Genomic DNA, 25,861 nt, shown 5'->3' on the forward strand with positions numbered 1-25,861 from the left:
GCCTAGCCGATCAGGTCGTGACGCACGACGATGGCGTCCCGGCCGGGGCCGACACCGATCGCGGAAATCCGCGAACCGCTCATCGCTTCAAGCGCGAGCACGTAGTCCTGCGCGTTCTTCGGCAGGTCTTCGAAGCGGCGGCATCCGGAGATGTCTTCTTTCCAGCCCGGGAACTCCTCATAGATGGGAGTCGCGTGGTGGAAGTCAGACTGCGACACCGGCACTTCTTCGTGGCGCACACCGTCGACGTCGTAAGCAACACACACGGGGATGGTGTCGAGCTCATCGAGGATGTCGAGCTTGGTCAACACGAAGTCGGTCACACCGTTGATCCGCGCCGAGTACCGGGCGATCGGGGCGTCGTACCAACCGACGCGACGTGGGCGACCGGTCGTGGTTCCGAACTCGAACCCGCGCGAACGCAAGTGATCACCGGATGCATCGAACAGCTCGGTCGGGAATGGGCCGGCCCCGACACGGGTCGTGTACGCCTTGACGATGGCGATGACCCGGTCGATCCGGTTCGGCGCGATACCGGAACCGGTCGCCGCTCCACCCGAGGTGGCGTTGGAGGAGGTGACGAACGGGTACGTGCCGTGGTCGACGTCGAGCATCGTGGCCTGACCGCCCTCGAACAGAACGGTCTCGTTGCGCTCGAGCGCCTGGTGCAGTTCGAGCGCAGTGTCGGCGACCATCGGACGCAGCCGCTCGGTGTACGAGAGCAGGTCCTCGACGATCTCGTCGGCCGAGATCGCGCGGCGGTTGTAAATCTTGAGCAGCATGTGGTTCTTGACGTCGAGGGCGCCCTCAACCTTCTGCCGGAGGATGTTCTCGTCGAACAGGTCCTGGATCCGGATGCCGACGCGGTTGATCTTGTCAGCGTACGCCGGCCCGATTCCACGGCCGGTGGTTCCGATCTGGCGCTTGCCGAGGAACCGCTCCGTGACCTTGTCGAGCGTGCGGTGGTACTGCGTGATCACGTGGGCGTTGGCCGACACCTTCAGCCGCGACACATCCACGCCGCGAGCGCTGAGTGCTTCGAGCTCGGAGAACAGCACCTCGAGGTCGATGACGACGCCATTCGAGATGACCGGGGTCACGCCGGGAGTCAGGATGCCAGATGGCAGCAGGTGGAGCGCGTACTTCTCGTTGCCCACGACAACCGTGTGACCGGCGTTGTTTCCACCGTTGAACTTCACGACATAGTCGATGCGGCTGCCGAGGAGGTCGGTTGCCTTCCCCTTGCCTTCGTCGCCCCACTGGGCGCCGACGATCACAATTGCTGGCATGGCGGATGCTCCTTCTTGGCGGAAAAAATTATGGGGCGCCGGCGGGCAGGCGGCCGAATCGGCCTAGTCCTGGCCCCGGATGAAGAAAACTTCAGTCGAGGGCGGCGGCTCAAGAGGCAGACCCTCGTTTTCGATCCGGGCTGCTGCTGTTTCGTCAGCACCACGGAGAAACTCGGTCAGCCGGGCCACTTCGTCGACTTCGCCGATGGCATCCGCAGCGTTGCGCAGCGCGTACAGCGCCCGCAGGAAACCCTGGTTCGGTTCGTGCGACCACGGCACGGGGCCCTGTCCGCGCCAGCCAGCTTTGCGCAGCGCGTCGAGCCCGCGGTGGTACCCAACCCGGGCGTACGCGTATGCGGCAATCGGGTGAGCAGAGTCGAAGGATGCCTCAGCCAGACGCGCCCACGCCAGCGACGACGTGGGGTGCGCGGCTGCGACGGCAGCGAGATCGTCGACCGTTGACGATCGGTCGATGGCGTCAACGACCTCCGGTTCCGCCGGCAGGCGTGTCTCCGGTACTCCGAGCAGGTTGTCTCCAGTCACGCGACCAGCCTACCGCGTCACTCGATGCACAGGCAGCGGCCGTGCTTCTAGATCGAAACGCCGCGGGCGCGGAGGAACGGCGCCGGGTTGGTGTGGCTGCCGTTGACCTGGACTTTCAGGTCGAGGTGGCACCCGGTCGCGACACCAGTGCGACCGACGTTGGCGATGAACGAACCAGCCTTCACGTAACTGCCGACACCGACCCGGTAGGAGCCGGACTGGAGGTGACCGTACACGGTCTCGACGCCGCCGCCGTGGTTGATGATGACCCGGTTACCGAACCCGCCGGCGTTGCCGACGAAGGTGACCCGACCGCCGGCAACCGCACGGATGGCCTTGCCACAGGGGTTCGCGAAGTCGATGCCCGCGTGGAACGGAACGGAGCAACCGGTGCCGCCACACTTGATCGCGCGGGGGCCGTACCAGGAGCTGATGTAGCCGGGCAGCGGTCGCCACCAGCCCTGGGCTGACGGCTGGAAGTAGGTTCCGGTCGCGCCCGCATTGGACCCGCCGCCTCCGCCGCCGCCGCCGCCGCTGCTGCTTCCTCCGCCGCCGCCGCCGCCGCTTCCGCTACCACTGTTGTTCTTGGCTGCTTCTGCTGCTGCTTTGGCTGCGGCGGCGCGCTCGCGCGCGGCGCGTTCCTCGGCGGCTTTCTTCGCGGCGGCGACACCGGCGGCATAGCCGGCTTCAACGCTTGCTGTTCGGCCTTCGAGATAAGACAACTGGCCGAGGAGGGTCACCTCGTGCTTCTCCTGCTCGGCGACCGCGGCCGCTGCGACTGCGGCGGCGTCCTCGGCGGCCTGCAGTTTCACCTCTGATTCCGCGCGGGCGGCTTCGAGAACTTCGGCGGCAACGACGGCCTGCTCGCTCAGCGACGTGACCTGGTTGGCATCCTGCTTGGCATCGTCGAGGAGCTGCGAAGACAACCCGGTGAGCTTGTCGATGGCGCCGAGCTTGTAGAGGGTGTCATCGGCGTTCTCTGAGTCAACGAGAAGGCTCGCGGTGACATCGAACGAATTCGTCCGGCCCATCCGGGCGAACATCGAGCCAGCCTGCTTCGCTGACGCCTCGGCCGATGCTTCGGCTTCTTCGAGCTGGGTCTTGAGGTCCGCGGACTTCTGCTCGGCAGCTTCGGCGATGATCAGCGCATCCTGGTACTCGGCTGCGGCAGTGGCTGCAGCCTCCTGGGCCGCCGCCGACGCGTTGCGAAGATCATCGAGCAGCTTCTTAACGGAGTCGATTTGCGCCTTCTTGGCGGACTCGCTGGCACGCGCGTTCTTCACGTCCTCCCAGCTGGGGTAGCTGACCGCGGCTGCCGCTGGTGCGGAGATACCGACCGCTGACACCACGACCGCGAGTGAGACGGCAGCGACAAGGGATCGGAAACGCAAACGCATTTCTTCATGGTGGCAGAAAAAGAGCGATCTGTCTGGTGGGGGTGGGTGAGTCGCGTGGACCCAAAGCGGGTGGCCCCCCTCGCCCGCTTCGGGTCCGACGCGCCTAGAAGAGGTCCTTCTCAGCAAGCCAGTCGGCGGCGAGAGCCTCGGGCGAGGCCTTCTCGTCACCCTGATTGCGCCCGTTGAGTTCGATGAGGTCTTCGGTGGTCAGTTCGGTCGAAACCGCGTTCAGCACCTCTTTCACCGTGTCGGATGCCTTCTCCGAGTTGATGAGCGGAAGCACGTTCTGCGGCAGGATCATGTTCTCGGGATCCTCGAGGGTCACGAAGTTGTTCTCCTTGATCGACGGGGTCGTCGAGAAGATGTCCGCGATGTTCACGGTGCCGTCGAGCAGGGCAGCTGTGGTCAGAGGTCCACCCGAATCAGAGATCGGAACGAACTGGATGTTCGCCGCGTCGACACCGTAGACCTCGGTGAGTCCCTGCGGGCCATAGGGCCGCTCGGCCAGTTCCGGGTTGCCACCGACGATGAGCGGAACGTCGATATCCGCCAGATCCGCCAGGCTCGTGACGCCATTGGTCTCACTGAACTCCTGGGTGACGTTGTAGCTGTCCTTGTCTTCGGCCTCGGCCTGGTCGAGGACCTCGAATCCTTCGGGGAGCGCATCGGGGAGGGCAGCGAAGACCTCTTCGCTCGACTTCGCGTCTGAGTCCTCGTCGAAGAACTGCAGCAGGTTTCCGCTGTAGTCGGGGATGAGATCGATCGAGCCGTCCTCGAGTGCGGTGATGTAGACATCCCGCTGGCCGATCTGGCCGGCGAACTCGACCGTGACGTCATTGGCCTCGAGGGCCTGCGCGAAGATCTGGGCGATGATTTCTGACTCGGCGAAACCGGCGGAGCCGACGATGATCGTTTCGCTGTCGCCGGACGGCTCGCTGCCGGGCTCGAGCGGGTCGCCCCCTCCGCCGCAGCCGGTGAGGGCGAGCACTGTGCCCGCGGCGAGAATTCCTGTGGCCAGGCGGCCGCGTCGTGAAGTGAACATGTTCTTCCTTACTGTGTGGTTTCTACGTCGCCGTCAGGCCGAGCGGGTTGCCCGGACGCCGGCGGGGACGGTGAGTCGCTGGATCAGGATGAGGATGCCTTCGAGCGCCAGCGCGAGCAGGGTGACGAGCAGCGCGCCGACGAGCACCTTCGTGTAATCGCGCACGGGCAGTGCGTCGATGATGTAGCGGCCGAGACCGCCGAGGGAGATGTATGCGGCGACCGTCGCGGTGGCGACGACCTGGAGAACCGCAGAACGGATGCCGCCGATGATCAGCGGCAGGGCGAGAGGGATCTCCACCTTCCACAGGATCTGCCACTCGGTCATTCCCATCGAGCGCGCCGCATCCACGGTTCGCGGATCGACTGATTCCACTCCCGAGTACGCGCCGGCCAGCAAAGGCGGGATAGCGAGGACGACGAGCACGATGATCGTCGGGATGAGGGCAAGACGGATCCCGAACCCGAAGAAGATCGCCAGAAGAGTGAGGAGACCAAGGGTAGGGAGCGCTCGCAGCGCACCCGTCACTGCGATCGAAACACCACGGAATCGTCCGGTGTGCCCGATGTACAGTCCAAGCGTGACCGCGAGAAGCACCGCAATGAGAACGGTCAGCCCCGTGTAGCCCAGATGCTCGGTGATCCGTGTCGGGATGCCATCGGGCCCGGTCCAATGGGCAGGGTCGCCAATCCACGCGACCGCTTCGGCTATCGCGTTCACGCGGTCACCGCCTTGGTTGTCGCAGTCCTGGCGTTGCGGCGGGCCACAGCATCGACTCGCGCCCACGGCAGCAGCATCCGTCCGAGGAGAACGAGCAACACGTCGAAAACGATGGCGATCAGGACAGTGCCGACCACACCGGTAAGAATTTCGGTCGCGAAGTTCCGCTGGTAGCCGTTGGTGAAGAGATACCCGAGTCCGGACATTCCGACGAGGGCTCCGAGCGTGACGAGGCTGACGGTGCTCGTCGACACGACCCGAAGCCCGGCGAGCAGCACGGGGCCGGCGAGCGGGAGTTCGACCTGCCAGAACCGGCGCCAGCCGCCGAAACCGACAGCGGTCGCGGACTGCGTCACGTCCTTCGACACAGCGTCGAAAGCATCCGTCGCCGTTCGCACCATGAGGGCGATCGCGTAAATCGTGAGAGTGACGATGAGATTCATCGGATTGAGGATTCTCGTGCCGAGCACGGTCGGCATCGACACGATGAGGGCGAGCGACGGGATCGTGTAGAGCAGGCCGCACACCGTGAGGAGCACGCCTCTCGATACCCGGTAGCGGTGGGCGAGCCATCCGATCGGAACGGCGAGGAGGAATCCGACGAGGATCGGCGGAACACTGAGCATGATGTGATCGAGGGTGAGCGACCAGATCTGCTCGATGTTCGCGATCACCCAGGTCATGCCGGTGAGCCCTCGTTCAGGATGCCGGCGATCCGCCCGGTTCCATCGACCACAACCTGGCGACCAGAGACCTCTTCGATCCGGAGCGCCCGCCGACCTCGGTCAGCGCCGACGAACGTGTTCACGAAGTCATCGGCCGGGTTGGCGAGGATCTCGGCCGGCGTTCCAGCTTGTGCGATCTTACCGCCGGTCTTGAGGAGGACGACCTGGTCACCGAGCAGAAACGCTTCATCGACGTCGTGGGTGACGAACACGATGGTCTTGGCGAGGTCCTTCTGGATGCGCAGCAGCTCTTGCTGCAGTTCGCTCCGCACGAGAGGGTCGACGGCGCCGAACGGTTCGTCCATGAGGAGAATGTTGGGATTGACAGCGAGGCCGCGCGCGACTCCCACACGCTGCTGCTGCCCTCCGGAGAGCTGGGACGGGTAACGCTCGGCAAGCGATCGGTCGAGGCCGACGGTGTCCATCAACTCGAGCGCCTGACTCTTTGCGGCAGCCCGCTTCGCCCCGGAGAGCAGGGGAACCGTGGCGATGTTCTCTGCGACGGTCCGGTGCGGCAGCAGGCCCGAGTTCTGCATGACGTAACCGATACTGCGCCGGAGCTTCACCGGTTCGAGCGTGGAGATGTCGTCGTCGTCGATCGTAATGCTGCCGGCGCTCGGGTCGACCATGCGGTTGATCATCCGCAACAGGGTCGTTTTACCTGAGCCGCTCGATCCCACCAGCACCGTCGTGGTGCGGGATGGAATCGTCAGACTGAAGTCATCGACCGCAAGTGTGCCGTCGGGGAACCTCTTGAATACCGAATCGAATCCGATCATGACTGTCCCCTCGAGCGACGTCGTTCGAGGGAACTGCGCATGGTGTCAGCGTAGACACAGCGGCGCGGACAACGCCAGCATTGTTACGCCGGGGTCTGCTGGTGTAAGGCGATGTGCCAGCTGCCGCCGCCATAGAGGTACGTCGTCGACATCCGAAGTTCTACGGTGGTGTTCCCCCGCGTGGCGACGGCGCGGTACGCGACGATCCCGGCTCGGTCGCCGAGGCGGATGATCGCCGGCTCGTGGATCTCATATGAGTCCCACGGGTCGACTCCGGCAAACGAAGCCGCGATGTCGTCCCGGCCGATCGATGCCCCCTCGACGATCATGAGCGCGTCGCGCGTCATGGCCCGTGCGTAGTGTTCACCGCCACGGCCCTCGAGGATGGCTTTCCAACCGGCGTGCTCCTCACGGAGAAGGATGGCGGGCAGATCGTCAGTGATCTCAGTCATGGCTTCACGCTAGTGCGTCGGGGGCGCCACCGGTCCGTTTGCATCGAAACTGACGTGCTGCATCACCCAGGCGTGCATCGTCACCGCCGCGGCCGCTGAGGCGTTGATCGACCTGGTGGAGCCGAACTGGCTGATCTCGAGCACGGCGTCGGATGCCTCGATCGCCTCTGGCGACAACCCCGGGCCCTCCTGGCCGAAGAGCATCAGGCAGCGCTTGGGCAGACTGAAGGTCTCGATCAGCACAGAGCCTGGCACGTTGTCGATGCCGAGGATGGGCAGGTTCTCCGAGCGAGCCCACTCGACCAGCCCCGCGACATCCGCGTGATGCATGACGTGCTGGTAGCGGTCGGTGACCATCGCCCCGCGTTTGTTCCAGCGCCTTCGCCCAACGATGTGAACGGTATCGGCACCGAACGCATTCGCGGTGCGCACGATCGAGCCGATGTTCATGTCGTGCTGCCAGTTCTCGATGGCGACATGGAATGGATGCCGGTGCTCGTCGAGGTCAGCGACGATCGCCTCGAGCTTCCAGTAGCGGTAGCGGTCGATGACGTTGCGGGTGTCGCCGTGGATGAGGAGATCCGGATCGAAGTAGTCCTCCTCCGGCCATTCGCCCTGCCATGGACCGACACCGTTCGTTGACAGCTCGTGGCTCGGGTTCTCGGCAGGAGGATTGGGCATCTCCCCAGCCTACGGTCGTCGCCGGCCGGCCCTTTCCCATCGCGGACCCTTTTCGGCACACCGAAAGATTGCTACAGTTTCGGCATGCCGAAACCTGTCGCGGTCGCCGAGTCGGCCCCGCTCCGAAAAGCGAAGTCTCCACGGCTGCTCTGGCTGCTCGGCCCGGCTCTCGTCGCGGGGGTCGCGTATCTCGACCCGGGCAATGTCGCGAGCAACATGACCGCCGGGGCGCAGTACGGCTATTTGCTCGTCTGGGTCGTCGTCGCCGGCAACATCATGGCCTGGCTGATCCAGTACCTGTCGGCCAAACTCGGCATCGTCACCGGCAAGAGCCTGCCCGAGATCCTCGGCGAGCGCCTCAAGTCCCGCCCTGGCCGGCTCTCGTACTGGCTGCAGGCCGAGCTCGTGGCCATGGCCACCGACGTCGCCGAAGTCATCGGTGGCGCCGTCGCGCTGTACCTCCTGTTCGACCTCCCGCTCGTCGTCGGCGGCATCATCACCGGGGCCGTCTCGATGGTGATGCTCACCATCCAGTCCCGCCGCGGCCCGCGGGCATTCGAGTTCGTCATTGCGAGCCTGCTCATCATCATCGCGATCGGGTTCAGCGCGGGTGTCTTCATCCATCCGCCGGATGCCGGTGGCGTCGCATCCGGTCTTGTCCCCCGCTTCGAAGACACCAACTCCGTGCTCCTCGCCGCATCGATCCTCGGCGCAACGATCATGCCGCACGCCATCTACGCGCACTCGGCGCTCACCCGCGACCGGTTCGCCGTCCGTGCAGCAGGGCTGACGACGACGAGGCTCCTCACCGTCACCCGCTGGGACGTGTCGATCGCGATGGTCATCGCCGGGAGCGTGAATCTCGCCATCCTGCTCCTCGCGGCGACGAATTTGGCCGGCGTGCCGGGGACGGACAGCCTCGAGGGTGCCCACGCCGCGCTCGAGTCGTCGATCGGCCCCGTCATCGCGACCCTCTTCGCCGTCGGACTGCTGGCCTCAGGACTCGCGTCGACCTCAGTCGGTGCTTATGCGGGCGCTGAGATCATGCAGGGGCTCCTCAAAGTGCGCATCGCTCTCCTCACCCGCCGGCTCATTTCACTGGTTCCGGCGCTCGTCATCCTCGCGATCGGGTTCGATCCGACCGCTGCCCTCGTCCTGAGCCAGGTGGTGCTGTCGTTCGGGATCCCGTTCGCCCTCATCCCCCTCGTCATACTCACCGCCCGGTCGAGTGTTCTCGGCACGTTCGCGAACCGCTGGCTGACCACGGCGGCCGGGGTCGTGGCATCCGTTTTGCTCGTATCGCTCAACGCGGTTCTTCTCTTCCTGCTCTTCACGGGAGCAGCGTGAGCCCGGATACGCTGGTCACTCCATGAAGCCGTCGAAACCTGTCATTGAGGACTACCTCAAGACCATCTATGCCCATACCGAATGGCAGACGGATGCCATCACCCCGTCCGCGCTCGCACTGAGGCTCGGGCTCGCACCGTCCACCGTCACAGAAATGGTGAAGAAGCTCGCCGCCGCCGGCCTCGTCTCCCACGTGCGGTACGGGGCGATCAGCCTCACCGACGCCGGTCGGGCCGAGGCAGTTGCGGTGGTCCGCCGTCACCGTCTCGTCGAGACCTGGCTGGTCCAGGAGATGGGATACAGCTGGGACGAGGTACATGACGAAGCCGAGGTGCTCGAACACGCGATCAGCGACCGCCTGCTGGCGAGCATCGACGAGCGGCTCGGGCACCCGGATCGGGACCCGCACGGCGACCCGATCCCATCGGCAAACGGATCGGTGCGACGCGAACGAGCCGTTCTGCTCGAGGAGGCCGCACCAGGACACACCGGAACCGTGCTGCGAATCAGCGACCGGGACCCTGCGTTGTTGCGCGACCTCGAGGCATCCGGAATCGATGTAGGTTCGACGGTGTCCGTCGAGGAGGGTGCGATTGTGCTGGGCTCGACCCGCGTGGAACTGCCGGCGGACGCGGCGACGGCCATCTGGCTCAGCGCCTGAGCCCGCCACCCTAAACTGGCATCGAGCGAAGGAGTTGCGGCATGACGAGACGCGATGAAGTTGAATGCTGGCTGACCGACATGGACGGCGTGCTTGTGCACGAGAACCGTCCACTTCCAGGAGCAGCGGATCTGCTGCAGCAGTGGCGCGACCAGAACAAGCCGTATCTGGTGCTGACGAACAACTCGATCTTCACTCCGCGCGACCTGAGCGCCCGGCTTCGGGCATCCGGTCTCGATGTTCCTGAGGAGTTCATCTGGACCTCCGCCCTCGCGACGGCCGCTTTCCTCAAGGACCAGATGCCGGGTGGTTCCGCCTTCGTCATCGGTGAGGCGGGCATTACAACAGCCCTCCACGAGGCCGGATTCATCATGACCGAGACGGCGCCCGATTATGTCGTCGTCGGCGAGACCCGCAACTACTCGTTCGAAGCCATCACCAAGGCGATCCGCCTGATCAACAACGGTGCCCGTTTCATCGCAACGAACCCGGATGCCACGGGGCCGAGCGCCGACGGCCCGATGCCGGCCACGGGTGCCATTGCGGCGCTCATCACGAAGGCGACGGGCAAAGAGCCCTACATCGTCGGCAAACCGAACCCGATGATGTTCCGCTCTGCGCTCAACAAGATCGGTGCACACTCGGAGAACACCGGAATGATCGGTGACCGGATGGACACCGACGTCGTTGCCGGGATCGAGGCCGGGCTGCACACCATCCTCGTGCTCACCGGAATCAGCGACGAGGCCGAGATCAACAAGTACCCGTTCCGGCCGTCGGAGATTCTCGGTGGCGTGGTGGATCTGCTCGAACCGCACCCGATCGAGTCAGAGGTCGTCTGACAGCACAGTGCTGCCCCTCGCTCAGCCCTGTGCTGTCGCGAGGGAGCCGGTGAGCTGTTCTCCGCTTGAACGGCTGACGAAGCAGTAGTAGTTCCGCTCCCCGCTCGCCCACTGTTCTTCGGTCACCGGGTACGTTCCCTGAACCTGCAGGTCGTCGTACTCGCCAGCGGCCTCGGCATTCAGGACTCCTGGCGCACTGCACCACAGCGAGATCTGAGCGAGGATCGCCTCCTCACCGGGATAGGCGGCGGCCGGGTCGGCGTCAACCGGTGCGGTGAACACCATCTGGGCGGTGTGCCCTGCTCCGCAATCGACGACGGTGAAGGTCTCGGCCCACGGTGTCGAGTAGGGCTCGAGGCATTCGCCGCCGCCGAGAGCGGTCCAGTCCTGCTCGCCCGGAGCGGCGGGACCGACGGGAGCAGCGGGAGCGGTGGGGGTCGGTGTCGCCGTTTCGGTCGGGGTGGGGCTGGGAGAAGCGGTTTCGGTCGGTGCTGGTCCAGCCAGGAGGCGCGGCAGTTGCGAGCCGAGGAAGAACAGACCACCAAGCACCAGGATCGCGACCAGGGCGATGGCAGCGATGACCACTGCTCGCGGTGCGCGCGCTGCGGCGGGGCGTGCGGGGCGATCCATTGGCGGCTCATCCGACCCACCTGTGCTGTCCGCGGCAGCAGCAGCGGCGGCTGGTGTCGCTACGGCTGATTTTCTCCGCGGGCCCGGAGTGATCGCGGGACCAGCGACTGGTGGGATGATGACGGGCTCAGGCGCCTGCTGCTCCGCCTCCTGGCGCAACTGACGGCGAGAGGGCAGTCCGGTGTCCGTGTCGTTGTCGGAGCTGTCTGCTTCGTCTGTATCTGTTGGTTGCGCGGCCTGGACGGGAAGCACAGCGGTCGCGTCGCGTGCGGGGACCTCGTCGGACCTGAAGTCGGATGCGTCCTCGGGGCTGGTCGCGGAACCCTCCTTGTGGACGAGCGGGTCGAGCGCATCGTTCGGGGAGAGCTTCCAGCTGAAGTTGTCGAGATCCTCTGTCTGGTTCTCGGGTTCGTCGAAGGAGTTGCCTGCCATCGGTTCGTCAGCGATGGGTTCATCGATGATTGGTTCGTCAGCGATCGGTTCGTCGTCGGTGAGTTCCGGGGCGGGAGAGGACGCGGGAATCACGTAGTCCGACTGCGCCTCTTCTTCGACGATGTGCTCACGGGCAGATCGAGGCTTGAAGAGGGGCGGTTCCGCCGAGGGAATGAGCCCCGTCTCAGCCTCATCAGCCGGGGTCTCGGCGTCATCATCGTCATCATCGTTTTCGACGATGAGCGGTTCCGGGGTAAAAACCGGGGCAGGTGCCGGCGCGGGCGGTGGCGCGAAAGCGGGTTCAGGCACGAAGGTGAAGTCGTCGTCCTGGGTCCGCTCGGCCTCGACGGCCGGCTCGGCGTCGATAACGGGGTCTGCACGTCGAGGCTCGAATTGCGCCGGCTCCGGCATGTCGGGCTCGTTGCTCGAGCCCTGCTCCGAGTTGCTTGAGCTCTGCTCCGGGGAGTCCGTGGGCTCGCCGTCCGTCTCTTTGGGGGTGCGGGCCTCGGGGTTCACAATTGCTTCAGCGGCGATGAGTTTTTCGCGCCACCATGCCATCACGGGCCGGTCGGCCTTGCCTGTCTTTTCGGTATTCTCCGGCTGGGCGTCGTCCGCGTCGTGGGACGCGGGCCGGACGGCATCCATCTGCCCGGTCGGTTCCCCGTCGAGCTGAGAGAGCAGCCAGTCGGCTCCGACGACATCTCCCTCACCTGTTGGCGGGTCGACCGGAGTTTCGTCGTCGTCACCGCGGCGGCCGGAGTCGTCAGCCATTATTCGAGTCCCAGGTCAGAGAGGCCGATAGCGGCGAAATACGGATACCCGGCGTTTTCGATGATCTCGCGGGCCCCCGTGTTGCGGTCGACCACGACGGCGACCCCGGCGATTTCAGCGCCCACCTTCTTGAGCGCCTCGATCGCGGCCAGCGGCGATCCGCCCGTGGTGGAGGTGTCCTCGAGAACGATGACGCGCTTGCCGGCGAGCTCAGGTCCTTCGACCTGCTTGCCGCGACCGTGATCCTTGGGCTCCTTGCGCACGACGAACGCGTCGTAGGCGAGCCCTCGTGCGGCACCCTGGTGCAGAACGGCAGCGGCGACCGGGTCGGCGCCCATCGTCATTCCGCCGACGGCGACGACGTCGGGAACGTCGGCGATGAGGTCGAGCATGACCTGTCCGATGAGAGGGGCCACGCGGTGGTCGAGGCTGACCCGGCGCAGGTCGACGTAATAGCTCGCCTTTTTGCCGCTCGTGAGCGTGAAGTCCCCGTGGAACACGGCATCCGCCGTGATGTACTCGATAAGTTGCTTGCGCGCGTCGGTCACGTTGGCCAGTTTAGCGACGCACAGTTGCGGGCAGCGAATACCCCTATGATGCCGCGCCGTTAAGAACGAAAACGCGCCCACCCCGGGGACTCTCGCATCTGGCGCTGCGGGTCACCCGGGAGGGCGCGAAATCGATGGACTGCCTTACGGCAGCAGAGCATAGGTGCGCGTAGGCACCTGACGGTATCCGTCGCGCTTCACGACAACGAAGCTACCGACGGCGGCGGCAGCACTCAAGGCTGCAATTCCTGCGAAGAATACGAACATGAGGATTCCAGTCCTTTCCGTGGGTGAAATGCGGCGGGTGCCGCTGGATACAACTCAATACTGCACGCTTCAACTATTCAGGACAAGCGCAGATAGCTTGAGTGATTGAGTAGCATTGCTACATGGATGTTCGACGTCTCGACCTGCTGCGCGAACTGGCAGACCGCGGCAGCATCGCCGCCGTCGCTGCAGCGACGCACCGGACTCCGTCGGCGGTGTCACAGCAGCTCAAGGTTCTCGAACGTGAGGCGGGCGTTCCGCTCACGGAACGCAGCGGACGTGGCATCCTTCTGACGGATGCCGGTCGCGCGCTCGCCCGCAGCGCCACCGACATCGCGGTCGCTCTGGAGCGCGCCGGCGCCGTCTGGGATGAGTACCGCAACGACGCAACGGGAACGGTGAGCGTCGCGACGTTCCCGACGGCAGGACAGATGCTCGTTCCGAACGTGCTTGCATCCCTGCGCTCCATCCCCGGCCTCGACGTGACGATGGCGGATCGTGACCCGGAGGCCGAGGACTTCCCCGCGCTCACGACCGACTTCGACATCGTGCTCGCGCATTCCGTACCCGGCGGCCGGTCATGGAGTGGGCGCGGGCTGCGCAACCTGTACCTGCTGAGTGAACCGCTCGACATCGCGCTCCCGGTCGGGCACCGGCTCGCCGGAGTGAGCGTGCTTACTCCGGAGCACCTGGTCGACGAGCCGTGGATCGGCGTCCCGGAGGGCTATCCCTTCGACCGGCTGCTGCACGAGATCGAAGCGGTGACCGGTGCGTCGCTCGACGTTGTGCAGCGGGTCACCTCCAGCCGCATCACCGAAGCTCTCGTTGCCGCCGGGATCGGGATCAGCATGATTCCGCGCTACACGGCATCCGGACCCGAACGCGGCATCGTGACTCGCCCGCTCACCGGTGTCGATATGTCGAGGCATATCGTCGCGCTGATGCGGCCGGACAAAGCCGAACGCCTTGCCGTGCGCACGGTCGCCGAAGCCCTGCAGCGCGAGGCGACAGCGCTGCAGCGGGCACACGCCCCAGTCGAAGATCCAGCGCCGTTCACGTCACCGCGCTGGACCTAAAAACGCGAGTTGCCCGGTTTCGCGGGTCCGGAACGCCGGACACCCGCGAAACCGGGCAACTCGAGCAAGCGATCAGTCGTGCTCGGGGAATCCGAGGTTGATTCCACCGTGGCTCGGGTCGAGCCAGCGGCTGGTCACCGCCTTCTCGCGCGTGTAGAACTCGACACCGTGCGGTCCGTACGCCTTCGCGTCACCGAACATCGAGTTCTTCCAGCCACCGAACGAGTGGTACGCGACGGGAACAGGGATCGGCACGTTGATGCCGACCATGCCGACGGTCACCTCACGCTGGAACCGGCGAGCGGCGCCACCGTCGTTCGTGAAGATCGCCGTTCCGTTGCCGTACTGGCTGTCGTTGATGATCCCGAGTCCTTCTGCGTAGCTCGACACGCGCACGACGGACAGGATCGGACCGAAGATCTCGTCGCTGTATACCGTCGATGATGTCGGCACGTTGTCGATCAGGGTCGGGCCGAACCAGAAGCCGCCGTCCTCACCGTCGACCTCCGGGTTCCGTCCATCGACGACGACGGTGGCGCCGTCGGCTGTCGCGACATCGACGTACGACGCCACCTTGTCGCGGTGCACCTCGGTGATGAGCGGTCCCATGTCGCAGCCGCGGCGTCCGTCTCCCGTCCTGAGTGACGACATCCGTTCCTGAATGCGGGCGACGAGGTCGTCTGCGATGGTGTCGACGGCGAGCAGCACGCTGATCGCCATGCACCGCTCCCCCGCCGAACCGAAGCCGGCGTTGACGGCCGCGTCGGCCGCGAGGTCGAGGTCGGCATCTGGCAGTACGAGCATGTGGTTCTTCGCACCGCCGAGGGCCTGGACACGCTTGCCGTGGTGGGCGGCTGTCTCGTAGATGTAGCGGGCGATCGGGGTCGACCCGACGAACGAGATCGACTGCACAACGGGGTGCTCGAGCAGCGCATCCACCGCTTCCTTGTCGCCGTGCACGACGTTGAACACGCCATCAGGGAGCCCGGCCTCCTTGAGCAGTTCGGCCATCCAGATGGCCGCGGACGGGTCCTTCTCGCTCGGCTTCAGCACGACGGTGTTTCCTGCTGCGATCGCGATCGGGAAGAACCACAGCGGCACCATGGCCGGAAAGTTGAACGGGCTGATGATGCCGACGACACCGAGCGCCTGCTTGAGCGTGTACACGTCGACGCCGGTGGAGACGTTTTCGGAGTACTCGCCCTTGAGGAGGTGAGGGATGCCGGTGGCAAAGTCCACGACTTCGAGGCCGCGCGCGATCTCCCCGCCGGCATCCGACAGAACCTTGCCGTGCTCGGAGGTGAGGATTTCGGCGAGCTCACCCTTGCGGGAGTTCAGGAGCTCACGGAAGTTGAAGAGGACGGCCTGCCGCTTCGACAGCGACGCGTCGCTCCACGCCGGGAAGGCGGCGGCTGCAGCCTGAACCGCGCTGTCGACATCGGCGACGCTGCCGAGGCGCACCTCCTTCTCGATGACTCCCGTCGCCGGGTTGAAGACGGGGGCCGTGCGGGAGGAGTTCCCCTTGGTTGCCGATCCGCCGATGAAGTGGTCGATGTATGTGGTCATGCGTGTCCTCCCTGGACGGTGGTGAAGACGGCGTCGTAGGCGGCCAGAGCCTCGGCTACCTCGTCGTCGGTGACGGTGCACGGCGGCACCACGTGAATTCTGTTGTCCTGCACAAACGGCAGCAGGCCGCGCCCGACGAGGGCCGCCTTGATCTGCCCCATCGTCGCCGCCGGAAGCGGTTCGCGGGTGCTTCGATCTGCGACGAGTTCCATCGCCCAGAACACGCCTTCACCGCGCACGTCGCCGATGATGTCGTACCTGTCAGCGAGAGCGGCCAGGCCGGGGCCGATCGCCTCCCGGCCGATCCGCGCGGCGTTCTCGATGATGCCCTCATCGGCCATGGCATCGAGGGCGCCGATAATCGACGCCATGGCGAGCGGATGCCCCGAGTACGTCAGTCCGCCCGGGAACACCGTTTCGTCGAAGTCCGCCGCGATCGGGTCGGAGATGACCACGCCGCCAGCCGGCACATACCCGGAGTTGACACCCTTCGCGAAGGTGATGAGGTCGGGAACGACGTCGTACCCGTCGAACGCGAACCAGCGACCGGTGCGCCCGAACCCCGCCATCACCTCGTCGAGGATGAGCACGATGCCGTAACGGTCGCAGAGCGCGCGGACGCCCGCGAGGTAGCCGGGTGGCGGCACGAGGATGCCTGCGGTCCCAGGAACGGACTCGAGCAGGATCGCCGCGATGGTCGCCGCACCCTCGCCCTGGATCACCCGGTCGAGGTGGTGCAGCGCGCGCTCGGTCTCCTGTTCGGGCGTCGTCGCCCAGAACTCGGAACGGTAGAGGTACGGACCGAAGAAGTGCACGTGCCCGCGTGCGTATTCGTTGGGCAGCCGGCGCCAGTCCCCCGTCGCGACGATCGCCGCGCCGGTGTTGCCGTGATACGAACGGTAGGTCGACAGGACCTTGTCGCGCCCGGTGTGGAGGCGAGCCATCCGGATCGCGTTTTCGTTGGCATCCGCACCGCCGTTGGTGAAGAAGACCTTGTTGAAGCCATCGGGTGCGCGATCGGTAACGCGCTTCGCCGCTTCCCCGCGGGTAAGGTTCGCCGTCGACGGGGCGATGGTGGTGAGCTGATCTGCCTGCTCCTTGATGGCCGCGATGACGGCCGGATGTTGGTGACCGATATTCAGATTGACCAGCTGGCTGGAGAAGTCGAGGTACTCGGTGCCCTCGAAGTCCCACACCCTCGTTCCGAGACCACCGGCGATGACCAGCGGTTTGAGCGAGCCCTGCGCTGACCAGGAATGAAAGACGTGCGCGCGATCGAGGTCGAGGGTGTGCTGATTGTTGCCTGACGTGAGCGGAAGTGCCACGACATCTCCTTTGTTGCGTGTTACCGATGGGATCCCGGGTGGGCGAACGGTATCCGCCCACCCGGGGGAAACTACTGGCCGCCCTCGTTGAGGGTGACCTCGATGGGCTCGAAGTTCTCGCCGGTCACGTCGACACCCTCTTCCTCCAGTGCATCGAGAGCCTGCTGGATGTAGTCGTTCGTCCAGACGCCAGCTGGCGGTTCTTCGGTGATGAGGGCAGCGCCGCTTTCGTTCACGGCGGAGAGGGCGCCGGCGACGGTGCGCTCGAAGGCTGCCTGGTCGATGAAGCCGATGCCGTTCTCGGCCGGCCAGATGAGCTTGTTCGTTTCGTTCACCATCCACAGTTCGTGGCTGGGGCCCCAGCCGGAGCCTTCGGCGAGTGTGATCTCGGCAGCATCTTCGGGGTTCTCTGCCGCGAAGATCCAGCCTTTGATGACGGCCTTGAGGAACGAGACGGTGGTCTCCTGGTAGTCCTCATCACCCTCGAGCTTCTCGGAGTCGGCCCAGATGGCATCCTGCAGCATGGCGCCAACGGTGTCTTCGTAGCTGATCACGTTGAAGTCGTCTTCGGTGTACAGCTCACCCGTGTCCGGGTCCACCGTCTCGAGCAGTTGCGCGTATTCGTTGTACGTCATCGCCTGTGCCGCGTCGATGTCGCCCTGCAGGAACGCATTCATGTTGAAGTCCTGCGTGATGATTTCAACGGTGGAGGAGTCGAGACCCTCTTCTGCCATGGCGGCGAAGATCTCCCACTCGTTACCGAAACCCCAGGAACCGATTTTCTTGCCCTCGAAGTCGGCGACGCTGTCGATACCTGAATCGGCCCACGACACCTGGAGAGTTCCTGACCGCTGGAAGATCTGCGCGATGTTCGTGACGTTCGCGCCGGCCTCGATCGACCCGAGCACCTTTGGAACCCAGGCGATCGCGTAGTCGACGTCGCCGTTGGCGAGGGCGTCCTGCGGAACGATGTCACCACCGGACGGGATGATTTCGACGTCGAGGCCCTCCTCTTCGAAGTAGCCCTGGTCGAGGGCGGCGAAGTAGCCGGCGAACTGACCCTGGGGCAGCCACTGCAACTGCAGCTTCACCTCGGTGAGCTCGTCGTCACCCCCACCGGTGTTTGATCCTGACCCGTTGTCGGCTGGTCCTGAACATGCGGAGAGTACGAGCGCTGCCGAGACGGCGAGCGCACCGACTGTCGCGAAGCGACGTGTGCTGTGTTTCATGGTCTGTCCTTTCATGCGAGTGCGTGGTGAGGGTTTGACCGTCGGTCCGGGTGGGCCGGGGACATTCATGTGCTCTGTCTGCCGCGCGTTGCGAGGCGTTCCAGGGCGAGAGTGGCGAGGAAGAAAATCAGCCCGAGCGCGATTGACGCGAGCACGTACGCCCACGCCCTCGGATATGCGCTCGATGCCGCAGAGGTCGAGATGAGACCACCGAGGCCACCGCGGGGGCCGCCGAAGTATTCCGCGACGAGCGCGGAGATCACCGCAAGCGAGGAGGCGATACGGATGCCGGTGAAGACGAACGGGATCGCCGTCGGCAGCGTCACGGTCCGGACGATCTGTCCGGATGACGCCGCGTAGACCTTCATGAGGTCACGGTGCACCGGCAGCGTCTGCCGGAACCCGCGGAGAGTGTTGATGAAGACGGGCACGAACGACGCGAGCCCGGCGATCGCCTGCCGGCCGAACTGACTGTCCGCGCCGAACATCGAGTTCAGTACCGGGGCGAGGGCGACGATCGGGATGACCGCGAGAGACGCGACGATGGGGGCGCTCATCTGGTCGATCGGGCGCCAGCCGGCCGCGAGCGCCGCGATCAGGATGCCGAGGATCGACCCGATCACGAGACCCAGCAATGAGTTGAGTCCCGTGATCGCGGTCGCGGAAACCATCGACGGGAAGAACTCGACGAATTGGCCCACGATCGCGGCGGGACTCGGCAGCAGGTAATCGCTGACACCGGCGACGCTCACGAGGAACTGCCACACCCCGAGCACGAACACACCGACGGCGACAGGAGCGACGATCCGCAGTGTCGTCTCGGTTTTGGCGGAGGGAGCCGATCGAGGTGAAAGCGTGAGGGCCATCAGCGGTTCTCCACTCCCCGTGCCCCGGCAGGAACCGGGGATCCGGTGTGCAGGGCTTCGCGCACGGCGGTCACTCCGTCGAAGAACGCTCGTTCCTCGCGGAGGGCTTCGGCGTGTGCCGGGTCCCGGTTGAGCGCCATCGGAACGATCTCCTGGATGCGGCCTGGTCGCGGTGACATGACGACGACCCGGTCGGAGAGGTAGACCGCCTCGGGAATCGAGTGGGTAACGAAGACAACGGCTGCGCCGGTTTCGGCACAGATCCGCAGCAATTCGGTCTGCATCCGCTCTCGTGTCATTTCGTCGAGCGCCCCGAACGGTTCATCCATGAGCAGCAGATCGGGCTTCTCGGCGAGCGCTCGGGCGATGGCGACGCGCTGCTGCATTCCACCGGAGAGCTGGTCGGGGTACCGGTCGGCAAAGTCAGTCAGCCCGACCATGTCGAGGAGCTCACCGACCCTCGCGGTCCTGTCACGAGCGGATGCCCCGTGGAGTTCGAGTGGGAGCCCGACGTTCGCGGCGACGGTGCGCCACGGCAGCAGACCCGCCTGCTGGAACGCGATGCCGTAGTCCTGGTCGAGTCGCGCTTGCTTCGCCGACTTGCCGAACACCGTCACGGATCCCACCGTCGGCTGGTCGAGGTCGGCGATGAGTCGCATCAGCGTGGACTTGCCGCAGCCGGACGGGCCGATGAGCGAGATGAATTCTCCCGCCGAGACGGTGAGGTCGATGCCGGTGAGCGCGTCGACCGAGCCGGAGCGGGTGTCGAAGGTTTTGTCGACACCGGTCACGGTGACGGCGTCGGCCGCTCGGGCCGGGCTTGCTGAGGTTTCGGGTAGCTGAGTCACGCGTTGATCTCCACACGTCGGTAGTTCCTGAGGATGGCGCCGAGGATGGCGACCGAGCCTGCCGCTGCCAGGCCGAGCACGATGGATCCGAAGATGGGTCCCCATGCTTTCGCCGGGTCGCCGCTGGCCTGGCCGGCGTACTGGATGAGGATGCGGCCGATTCCGCCCTGCATGCCGGTCGAGACTTCGGCGACGACGGCACCGATGACGGCGTTCGCGGCACCGAGGCGGAGAGCCGGGAGCAGGTAGGGAACGGATGCCGGGACCCGCAGCTTGACGAGGGTCTTCCACCAGCCGACACCGTACGTTCGCATGAGTTCGGTGTGGATGGTGTCGGGAGACTGGAGTCCCTTGAGAGCTCCGACAGCGATCGGGAAGAACGCAAGGTATGACGCGATGACCGCGACACTCATCCAGTCCTGCCACTCGAATGCGCCGATCTCGATGCGGGACCCCCAGCTGCGAACGACCGGGGCGAATGCAATGAGCGGTACGGTCTGGCTGAGGATGATCCAGGGCAGGAGTCCCCACTCCGCGAGGCGCCACCGCTGCATGATCAACGCGAGCGCGAACCCGACGACGATGCCGACGAGCCAGCCGACGGCAGCGATACCGAGGGTCACGAGAGCGGCGAGCGCCACTTCGAGCCACAGCGGGTTCGCCGTCGCCGAACGGGTGACCGGGTCGAACAGCCGTGCGAGCATCTCCCAGGTGTGAGGCATCGCGAGATCGGTGGTTCGCGGAAGGATCCTGGCATCACCAATCACGACCCCGTCTGACGGGCCGAGGAACTTGTAGAGCTCCCAGGCCGCCGCGAGAACGAGGATGCCCAGCACCCCGTACGCCCAGCGCGCCAGCTCCCGGGCGGGCGCACCACGGCGCCGCCGGATCGCTGGGGCCAGGGTTTCAGCGGTCATGCCGTCGCCACGATCTTTTCCCGGAGCGCTGGGATCACGGTCTCGCCGTAGACCCTCAGCGTTTCTTCCTTGTTGTCGTGCTGCAGGTAGCCGGCGAACTGGTCGACGCCGATGCTCTTGAGCTCTTCGAGCTTGGCGATGTGGTCGCTCGCCGTGCCCATCACGCAGAACCGTTCGACGATCTCGTCCGGGACGAATGCCGCGTGGGTGTTGCCGGCTTTTCCGTGCTCGTTGTAGTCGTACGACTCCCGGCCTTTGATGTAGTCGGTCAGGGCCTGGGGGATCGCCCCGCCCGTGCCGTACTTCGCCACGATGTCGGCGACGTGGTTTCCCACCATGCCGCCGAACCACCGGCACTGGTCGCGCATGTGCTCCCAGTCATCGCCGATGTACATGGGCGCTGCGACGCAGAATTTGATCGACATCGGGTCGCGACCGACCTTCTCCGCGGCATCCCGGACCGTCTGAATCATCCATTTGGCGATGTCGATGTCGGCGAGCTGCAGGATGAAACCGTCGCCGACCTCACCGGTCAGCTTGAGGGCGAGCGGCCCGTATGCCGCCACCCACACGTCGAGCGTCGACCCGACGCTCCACGGGAACTGCACGGTGGCACCGTTGTACTCCACCGGCCGGGAATTTCCGAGCTCGCGGATGACGTGGATCGATTCGCGCAGTGTCTTGAGCGTCGTCGGTGCGCCATTGGTGGTGCGCACCGCCGAATCGCCCCGGCCGATGCCACAGATGGTGCGGTTGCCATACATCTCGTTGAGAGTGGCGTAGGTGGATGCCGTCACCGTCCAGTCCCTGGTGGCAGGGTTCGTGACCATGGGGCCGACAGTGATCCTCTTCGTTTCGTTGAGGATCTGGCTGTAGATGACGTACGGTTCCTGCCACAGCAGGTGAGAGTCGAACGTCCAGACGTGGCTGAAGCCGTACTGCTCGGCAAGCTTGGCAAGGTGGACGGTTCTCGAGGCGGGCGGGTTGGTTTGGATTACTGCTCCGAAGTCCATGGATGCCCTTAGATCAGGTACTGGCTGAGGCCGCGGTGGACGTACTTGCCGTCACCCTTCGTTCCCAGGTACTGGTTGTCGTCGACGATGACCTTGCCGCGCGAGAGCACGGTGTCGACGTGGCCGTCGATCTCGTACCCCTCCCAGGCGGAGTAGTCCATGTTCATGTGATGCGTCTTGCCGACTCCGATGGAGGTGTGGCCGTTCGGGTCGTAGATGACGACGTCGCCGTCCGCACCCGGCTGGAGCACGCCCTTCTTGCCGTACATGCCGAACATACGGGCAGGAGTCGTCGAGGTGATTTCGACCCAGCGTTCGAGCGAGATCTTCTTGTCGACGACGCCCTGGTAGAGCAGGTCCATCCGGTGCTCGACGCTCCCGATCCCGTTGGGGATCTTGGAGAAGTCGCCGAGGCCCATGTCCTTCTGCCCCTTCATGCAGAACGGGCAGTGGTCGGTCGACACCATCTGGATGTCGTTGGTGCGGAGGCTTTGCCACATGTGGTGCTGGTGCCCCTCGTGCTTCGAGCGAAGCGGCGTCGAACACACCCACTTGGCACCCTCGAAGTCACCCCACTCCTCACTCGACGCACCGAGTTGGTCTTCAAGCGACAGGTAGAGGTACTGCGGGCAGGTCTCGCCGAACACGTTCTGGCCGTTGTCCCTCGCCTGGGCGATTTGTTCGACCGCTTGCTTCGCACTGACGTGAACGACGTAGAGCGGAGCGCCGGTGAGGTTCGCGAGCATGATCGCCCGGTGAGTGGCTTCCTCTTCTGCCTGCCAGGGCCGCGTCATGCCGTGGTAGTACGGCGTTGTGTTGCCGGCTTGAAGGGACTGCTGCACGAGGAGGTCGATGACGCTGCCGTTCTCGGCGTGCATCATGATCATCGAGCCGTTGTCACTCGCCCTCTGCATCGCCTTGACGATCTGGCCGTCGTCGGAGAGGAATACGCCCTTGTAGGCCATGAAGAGCTTGAAGCTCGACACACCCTCCCGGACGAGTTCGTCCATCGCCGTCAGCGACGAATCCTGCACGTCGCTGAGGATCTGGTGGAACCCGTAGTCGATGGCGCAATTGCTGCGTGCCTTCTCGTGCCAGAGCGAGAACTGGTCGAGCACGTTCTCGCCGGCGTACTGCACGACGAAGTCGACGATGCTCGTCGTTCCGCCGTGCGCAGCCGCGCGGGTTCCGGTTTCGAAGGTGTCGCTCGCGAAGGTGCCGCCGAACGGCATCTCCATGTGGGTGTGTGCGTCGATCCCGCCGGGGATGACGTACTTGCCGGCGGCGTCGATCACGGTGTCGACGTTGTTCTCGACGTCGAACCCGAGCAGGTTCGACCCGGGAGCGAGGACGGCGGCGATCGTTTCACCGTCGATGAGCACGTCGGCCGGGGCTGAGCCGGTCGAGTTCACAACGGTGCCGTTCTTGATGAGGGTTTTCATGGTTGTCCTCTCAGTACCGACCGGTTATGGCTTGGGGATCGACGTGTATGACTCGGGGCGACGGTCGCGGTAGAACTGCCAGTCGTCGCGGACTTTCTTGATCATGTCGAGGTCGAGGTCGCGGATGACGATGTCCTCGTGTTCCGAACTGCCGCGTTCGCCGACGAAGTTGCCCTGGGGATCCGCGAACTGGCTCGTGCCGTAGAACGTGACGGCGAGGTCGCCGTATTCGTTGTCCTCCGTGCCGACGCGGTTGGGCGCGGCGACGAAGTAGCCGTTTGCCGCGGCTGCTGTCGCCTGCTCGAGGTCCCACAACCGGTTGGAGAGACCCGGCTTCGTTGCGTTCGGGTTGAAGACGATCTGCGCGCCGTTGAGTCCGAGTTCACGCCAGCCCTCCGGGAAGTGGCGGTCGTAACAGATGTAGACGCCGACGGGGCCGACAGCGGTGTCGAACACCGGGTACCCCATGTTTCCGGGGCGGAAGTAGAACTTCTCGTAGAACTTCTCGAGGTGGGGGATGTGGTGCTTGCGGTACTTGCCGAGGATGGTTCCGTCGTTGTCGACGACAACGGCGGTGTTGTAATACACACCGGGCATGTCTTCCTCGTAAATGGGAAGAACCATCACGAGGTTGAGTTCCTTCGCGAGCGTGGCGAAGCGCTGGACGATGGGCCCGTCGGCCGGTTCTGCGAATTCGTAGTACTTCTTGTCTTCGGTGATTCCGAAGTATGGGCCGTAGAAAAGCTCCTGGAAGCAAATGATCTGCGCTCCCTGAGCAGCAGCGTCCCGGGCGAACTGTTCATGTTTCGCGATCATGGATTCTTTGTCGCCGGTCCAGGTTGTCTGGGTGATTGCGGCGCGAACTACCGTCATCTCTAGCCTCCGTATCGTCATTGAGCGGTGGGCGCATTACGCCTGATGTGGCGTCCTCTTACCGAAGTGGTAAACCCCGGTCCGGGGACTGTTTTACTGTTCCGCTCATTTGTTATTATTTGAGTTGAACATTTCTCTATTGTTTCCCTTCGTGACGCGTGAGTAAATACCCAGTTTGGGCGGAAGGCAGATTTATGGATCTGGCGTACGGAGAAATCATCGACGACCGCTCCCCCAAGGGAATCGCAGCGGCCATCGCGAGACTCATCACCGCGGGCACCCTCGCGCCGGGCGACCGGCTGCCGACCGTGCGAGAACTCGGGGCGGAACTCGGCGTCAGCCCAGCGACCGTCAGCCAGGCCTGGCAGGCGATGGGCAGCGTCGGGCTCATCATCTCAAAGGGCCGCAGCGGGAGCTTCGTGCGGTCCGCACCGGTGCCGTGGCTGACGCCGCGGGTGCAGTCCATGGCCGGGCATCTCGGTGATGCGAGGCTCGATCTCTCCCGCGGGGCTCCGGACCCGCTGCTTCTCCCCGATCTCACCCTGGCACTTTCCCGGGTCTCCGAGTACGCCGGAACCTTCAGCTATCAGGAGTTACCGGTGATTTCGCCGCTGCTGAAACACCTGCAGACGGTGTGGCCATACGACGTCGAGGCGATCACCGTCGTCGACGGCGCACTCGACGGACTCTCCCGGTCGCTCGAGCAGGTCATCCGGTTCGGCGACCGCGTCATCGTCGAGGATCCGTCGTTCCCGCCGTTCTTCGACCTTCTCGACCAACTCGGCGCTGTCAGGATTCCGGTTCCCGTCGATGCGAACGGCCTCGAGCCCGCTGCACTCCACCAGGCACTGAAGCTCGGTCCAGCCGCCCTGCTCCTTCAGCCGCGCGCCCAGAACCCGACCGGGATATCGATGAGCGTCGAACGCGGCAAGGAACTCGCGCGCATCATCGCCGCCAGCCGCCAGGCGAGCGGGCTCATCGTGATCGAGGACGATCACTCCGCGGGGATCAGTGCGTCGACGGAGATCAGCCTCGGCCGGTGGATCCCCGAGCGGGTACTCCACATCCGCAGTTATTCGAAGTCACATGGGCCCGATCTCCGGATTGCCGCCCTGGGCGGTCCTGTTGCCCTCATCAACCAGGTCGTCGCCCGCCGGATGCTCGGCCCTGGTTGGACCAGCCGGATGGTGCAGACCATCCTCGTCGAACTGCTCACGAGCTCCGACGCCATGAGCACCGTGTCTGCCGCCCGGAGCGTCTACTACTCACGGCAGCGAATGTTCGCCGAGGCCATGCGTGATATTGGCCGCCCTGCGGCCGAGACGGACGGCCTCAACACCTGGGTCGAGGTCGATGACGAACGCCACGCCCTCGTCCAGCTCGCCGCATCAGGCATCCGGGTCACGGGTGGAACGCCGTACCTCTCGGCGCCGGATGAGCGCCAGTTCGTCAGAGTCACGGTCGGGATGCTCCGCGAGGGCCAGACGGACGTCGCCGCGGCGCTCTCGACCGTAGCTCCGGGACGCTGAGGCTTTGCCGTACCCGGGTGTCATTTGCGGTTTCGCGGCGTAGCATCGACA

The 25,861-nt window shown here is 65.0% G+C and carries 25 protein-coding genes; 5 read left to right on the top strand and 20 right to left on the bottom strand.

Annotated features, from left to right (window positions below):
* Positions 1–2 precede the first annotated feature (2 nt).
* The 9 genes from ACWA1Q_RS12650 to ACWA1Q_RS12690 all read right to left on the bottom strand — a co-directional run bounded on the left by ACWA1Q_RS12650 (position 3) and on the right by ACWA1Q_RS12690 (position 7,628).
* Positions 3–1,289: an adenylosuccinate synthase gene (locus tag ACWA1Q_RS12650; protein WP_463757810.1), complete on the bottom strand. Its 1,287-nt coding sequence runs from the start codon at positions 1,287–1,289 to the stop codon at positions 3–5.
* Between the two features lie 63 nt (positions 1,290–1,352).
* Complete coding sequence (locus ACWA1Q_RS12655; protein ID WP_463757812.1) at positions 1,353–1,832, bottom strand: DUF3151 domain-containing protein; 480 nt, start codon at positions 1,830–1,832, stop codon at positions 1,353–1,355.
* A gap of 47 nt (positions 1,833–1,879) precedes the next feature.
* Positions 1,880–3,229, bottom strand: a complete 1,350-nt coding sequence (locus ACWA1Q_RS12660; RefSeq protein WP_463757813.1) for a peptidoglycan DD-metalloendopeptidase family protein — start codon at positions 3,227–3,229, stop codon at positions 1,880–1,882.
* A gap of 103 nt (positions 3,230–3,332) precedes the next feature.
* Entirely contained in the window at positions 3,333–4,271 is a 939-nt protein-coding gene (locus ACWA1Q_RS12665; protein ID WP_463757814.1) for an ABC transporter substrate-binding protein, read from the bottom strand.
* A gap of 33 nt (positions 4,272–4,304) precedes the next feature.
* On the bottom strand, positions 4,305–4,991 hold the full coding sequence (locus tag ACWA1Q_RS12670; protein WP_463757816.1) for an ABC transporter permease: 687 nt from the start codon (positions 4,989–4,991) through the stop codon (positions 4,305–4,307).
* The gene (locus ACWA1Q_RS12675) at positions 4,988–5,674 is read right to left on the bottom strand and encodes an ABC transporter permease (RefSeq protein WP_463757817.1); all 687 of its coding nucleotides are present in this window, start codon (positions 5,672–5,674) and stop codon (positions 4,988–4,990) included. The genes ACWA1Q_RS12670 and ACWA1Q_RS12675 overlap by 4 nt, the downstream gene beginning before the upstream one ends.
* Entirely contained in the window at positions 5,671–6,495 is an 825-nt protein-coding gene (locus ACWA1Q_RS12680) for an ABC transporter ATP-binding protein (RefSeq protein WP_463757818.1), read from the bottom strand. Before ACWA1Q_RS12680 ends, ACWA1Q_RS12675 begins: the two co-directional genes overlap by 4 nt.
* Positions 6,496–6,578: 83 nt before the next feature.
* A complete protein-coding gene (locus ACWA1Q_RS12685) occupies positions 6,579–6,947 on the bottom strand; it encodes a DUF4440 domain-containing protein (protein ID WP_463757820.1) in 369 nt (122 codons plus the stop codon).
* Between the two features lie 9 nt (positions 6,948–6,956).
* A complete protein-coding gene (locus ACWA1Q_RS12690; protein ID WP_463757821.1) occupies positions 6,957–7,628 on the bottom strand; it encodes a TrmH family RNA methyltransferase in 672 nt (223 codons plus the stop codon).
* Between the two features lie 84 nt (positions 7,629–7,712).
* Between ACWA1Q_RS12690 and ACWA1Q_RS12695 the strand changes: the two genes are divergently transcribed.
* Genes ACWA1Q_RS12695 through ACWA1Q_RS12705 form a run of 3 tightly spaced genes read left to right on the top strand, consistent with a single transcriptional unit; the run spans position 7,713 to position 10,478 of the window.
* A complete protein-coding gene (locus tag ACWA1Q_RS12695) occupies positions 7,713–8,975 on the top strand; it encodes an Nramp family divalent metal transporter (RefSeq protein ID WP_463757823.1) in 1,263 nt (420 codons plus the stop codon).
* A gap of 22 nt (positions 8,976–8,997) precedes the next feature.
* On the top strand, positions 8,998–9,636 hold the full coding sequence (locus ACWA1Q_RS12700; protein WP_463757824.1) for a metal-dependent transcriptional regulator: 639 nt from the start codon (positions 8,998–9,000) through the stop codon (positions 9,634–9,636).
* A 41-nt stretch (positions 9,637–9,677) separates the two neighbouring features.
* Positions 9,678–10,478: an HAD-IIA family hydrolase gene (locus ACWA1Q_RS12705; RefSeq protein ID WP_121671789.1), complete on the top strand. Its 801-nt coding sequence runs from the start codon at positions 9,678–9,680 to the stop codon at positions 10,476–10,478.
* A 21-nt stretch (positions 10,479–10,499) separates the two neighbouring features.
* Here the strand turns inward: ACWA1Q_RS12705 and ACWA1Q_RS12710 are convergent, their stop codons facing one another.
* Positions 10,500–12,311: a hypothetical protein gene (locus ACWA1Q_RS12710; protein ID WP_463757826.1), complete on the bottom strand. Its 1,812-nt coding sequence runs from the start codon at positions 12,309–12,311 to the stop codon at positions 10,500–10,502.
* The gene (gene pyrE / locus ACWA1Q_RS12715) at positions 12,311–12,859 is read right to left on the bottom strand and encodes an orotate phosphoribosyltransferase (protein WP_121671791.1); all 549 of its coding nucleotides are present in this window, start codon (positions 12,857–12,859) and stop codon (positions 12,311–12,313) included. Before pyrE ends, ACWA1Q_RS12710 begins: the two co-directional genes overlap by 1 nt.
* A 389-nt stretch (positions 12,860–13,248) precedes the next feature.
* Between pyrE and ACWA1Q_RS12720 the strand changes: the two genes are divergently transcribed.
* Positions 13,249–14,202 (top strand): LysR family transcriptional regulator, encoded by a 954-nt coding sequence (locus ACWA1Q_RS12720; protein ID WP_463757827.1) that lies wholly within the window; start codon positions 13,249–13,251, stop codon positions 14,200–14,202.
* 72 nt (positions 14,203–14,274) lie between these two features.
* Here ACWA1Q_RS12720 and ACWA1Q_RS12725 read toward each other — a convergent pair whose 3' ends face one another.
* From ACWA1Q_RS12725 to ACWA1Q_RS12765, 9 genes are all read right to left on the bottom strand, one after another.
* Complete coding sequence (locus ACWA1Q_RS12725; protein ID WP_463757829.1) at positions 14,275–15,768, bottom strand: CoA-acylating methylmalonate-semialdehyde dehydrogenase; 1,494 nt, start codon at positions 15,766–15,768, stop codon at positions 14,275–14,277.
* The gene (locus ACWA1Q_RS12730; protein WP_463757830.1) at positions 15,765–17,093 is read right to left on the bottom strand and encodes an aminotransferase class III-fold pyridoxal phosphate-dependent enzyme; all 1,329 of its coding nucleotides are present in this window, start codon (positions 17,091–17,093) and stop codon (positions 15,765–15,767) included. The genes ACWA1Q_RS12725 and ACWA1Q_RS12730 overlap by 4 nt, the downstream gene beginning before the upstream one ends.
* A 71-nt stretch (positions 17,094–17,164) precedes the next feature.
* Positions 17,165–18,322: an ABC transporter substrate-binding protein gene (locus ACWA1Q_RS12735; protein WP_463757832.1), complete on the bottom strand. Its 1,158-nt coding sequence runs from the start codon at positions 18,320–18,322 to the stop codon at positions 17,165–17,167.
* Positions 18,323–18,387: 65 nt separating this feature from the next.
* Positions 18,388–19,188 (bottom strand): ABC transporter permease, encoded by an 801-nt coding sequence (locus ACWA1Q_RS12740; RefSeq protein ID WP_463757833.1) that lies wholly within the window; start codon positions 19,186–19,188, stop codon positions 18,388–18,390.
* Entirely contained in the window at positions 19,188–20,036 is an 849-nt protein-coding gene (locus ACWA1Q_RS12745; RefSeq protein WP_463757835.1) for an ABC transporter ATP-binding protein, read from the bottom strand. The genes ACWA1Q_RS12740 and ACWA1Q_RS12745 overlap by 1 nt, the downstream gene beginning before the upstream one ends.
* Complete coding sequence (locus ACWA1Q_RS12750; protein WP_463757836.1) at positions 20,033–20,953, bottom strand: ABC transporter permease; 921 nt, start codon at positions 20,951–20,953, stop codon at positions 20,033–20,035. The genes ACWA1Q_RS12745 and ACWA1Q_RS12750 overlap by 4 nt, the downstream gene beginning before the upstream one ends.
* Complete coding sequence (locus tag ACWA1Q_RS12755; RefSeq protein ID WP_463757838.1) at positions 20,950–21,966, bottom strand: TIGR03842 family LLM class F420-dependent oxidoreductase; 1,017 nt, start codon at positions 21,964–21,966, stop codon at positions 20,950–20,952. Before ACWA1Q_RS12755 ends, ACWA1Q_RS12750 begins: the two co-directional genes overlap by 4 nt.
* 8 nt (positions 21,967–21,974) lie before the next feature.
* Positions 21,975–23,408 carry a dihydropyrimidinase gene (gene hydA, locus ACWA1Q_RS12760; protein WP_463757839.1) on the bottom strand — a complete coding sequence of 478 codons (1,434 nt, stop codon included), beginning with the start codon at positions 23,406–23,408 and terminating at the stop codon, positions 21,975–21,977.
* Positions 23,409–23,432: 24 nt separating this feature from the next.
* Entirely contained in the window at positions 23,433–24,281 is an 849-nt protein-coding gene (locus ACWA1Q_RS12765; RefSeq protein WP_463757840.1) for a nitrilase-related carbon-nitrogen hydrolase, read from the bottom strand.
* A 194-nt stretch (positions 24,282–24,475) separates the two neighbouring features.
* On the opposite strand from ACWA1Q_RS12765, the gene ACWA1Q_RS12770 reads away from it, so the two are divergent.
* Positions 24,476–25,810, top strand: a complete 1,335-nt coding sequence (locus tag ACWA1Q_RS12770; protein ID WP_463757842.1) for an aminotransferase-like domain-containing protein — start codon at positions 24,476–24,478, stop codon at positions 25,808–25,810.
* Positions 25,811–25,861 lie beyond the last annotated feature (51 nt).

Source organism: Mycetocola sp. TRD_SC_2, assembly GCF_055361225.1.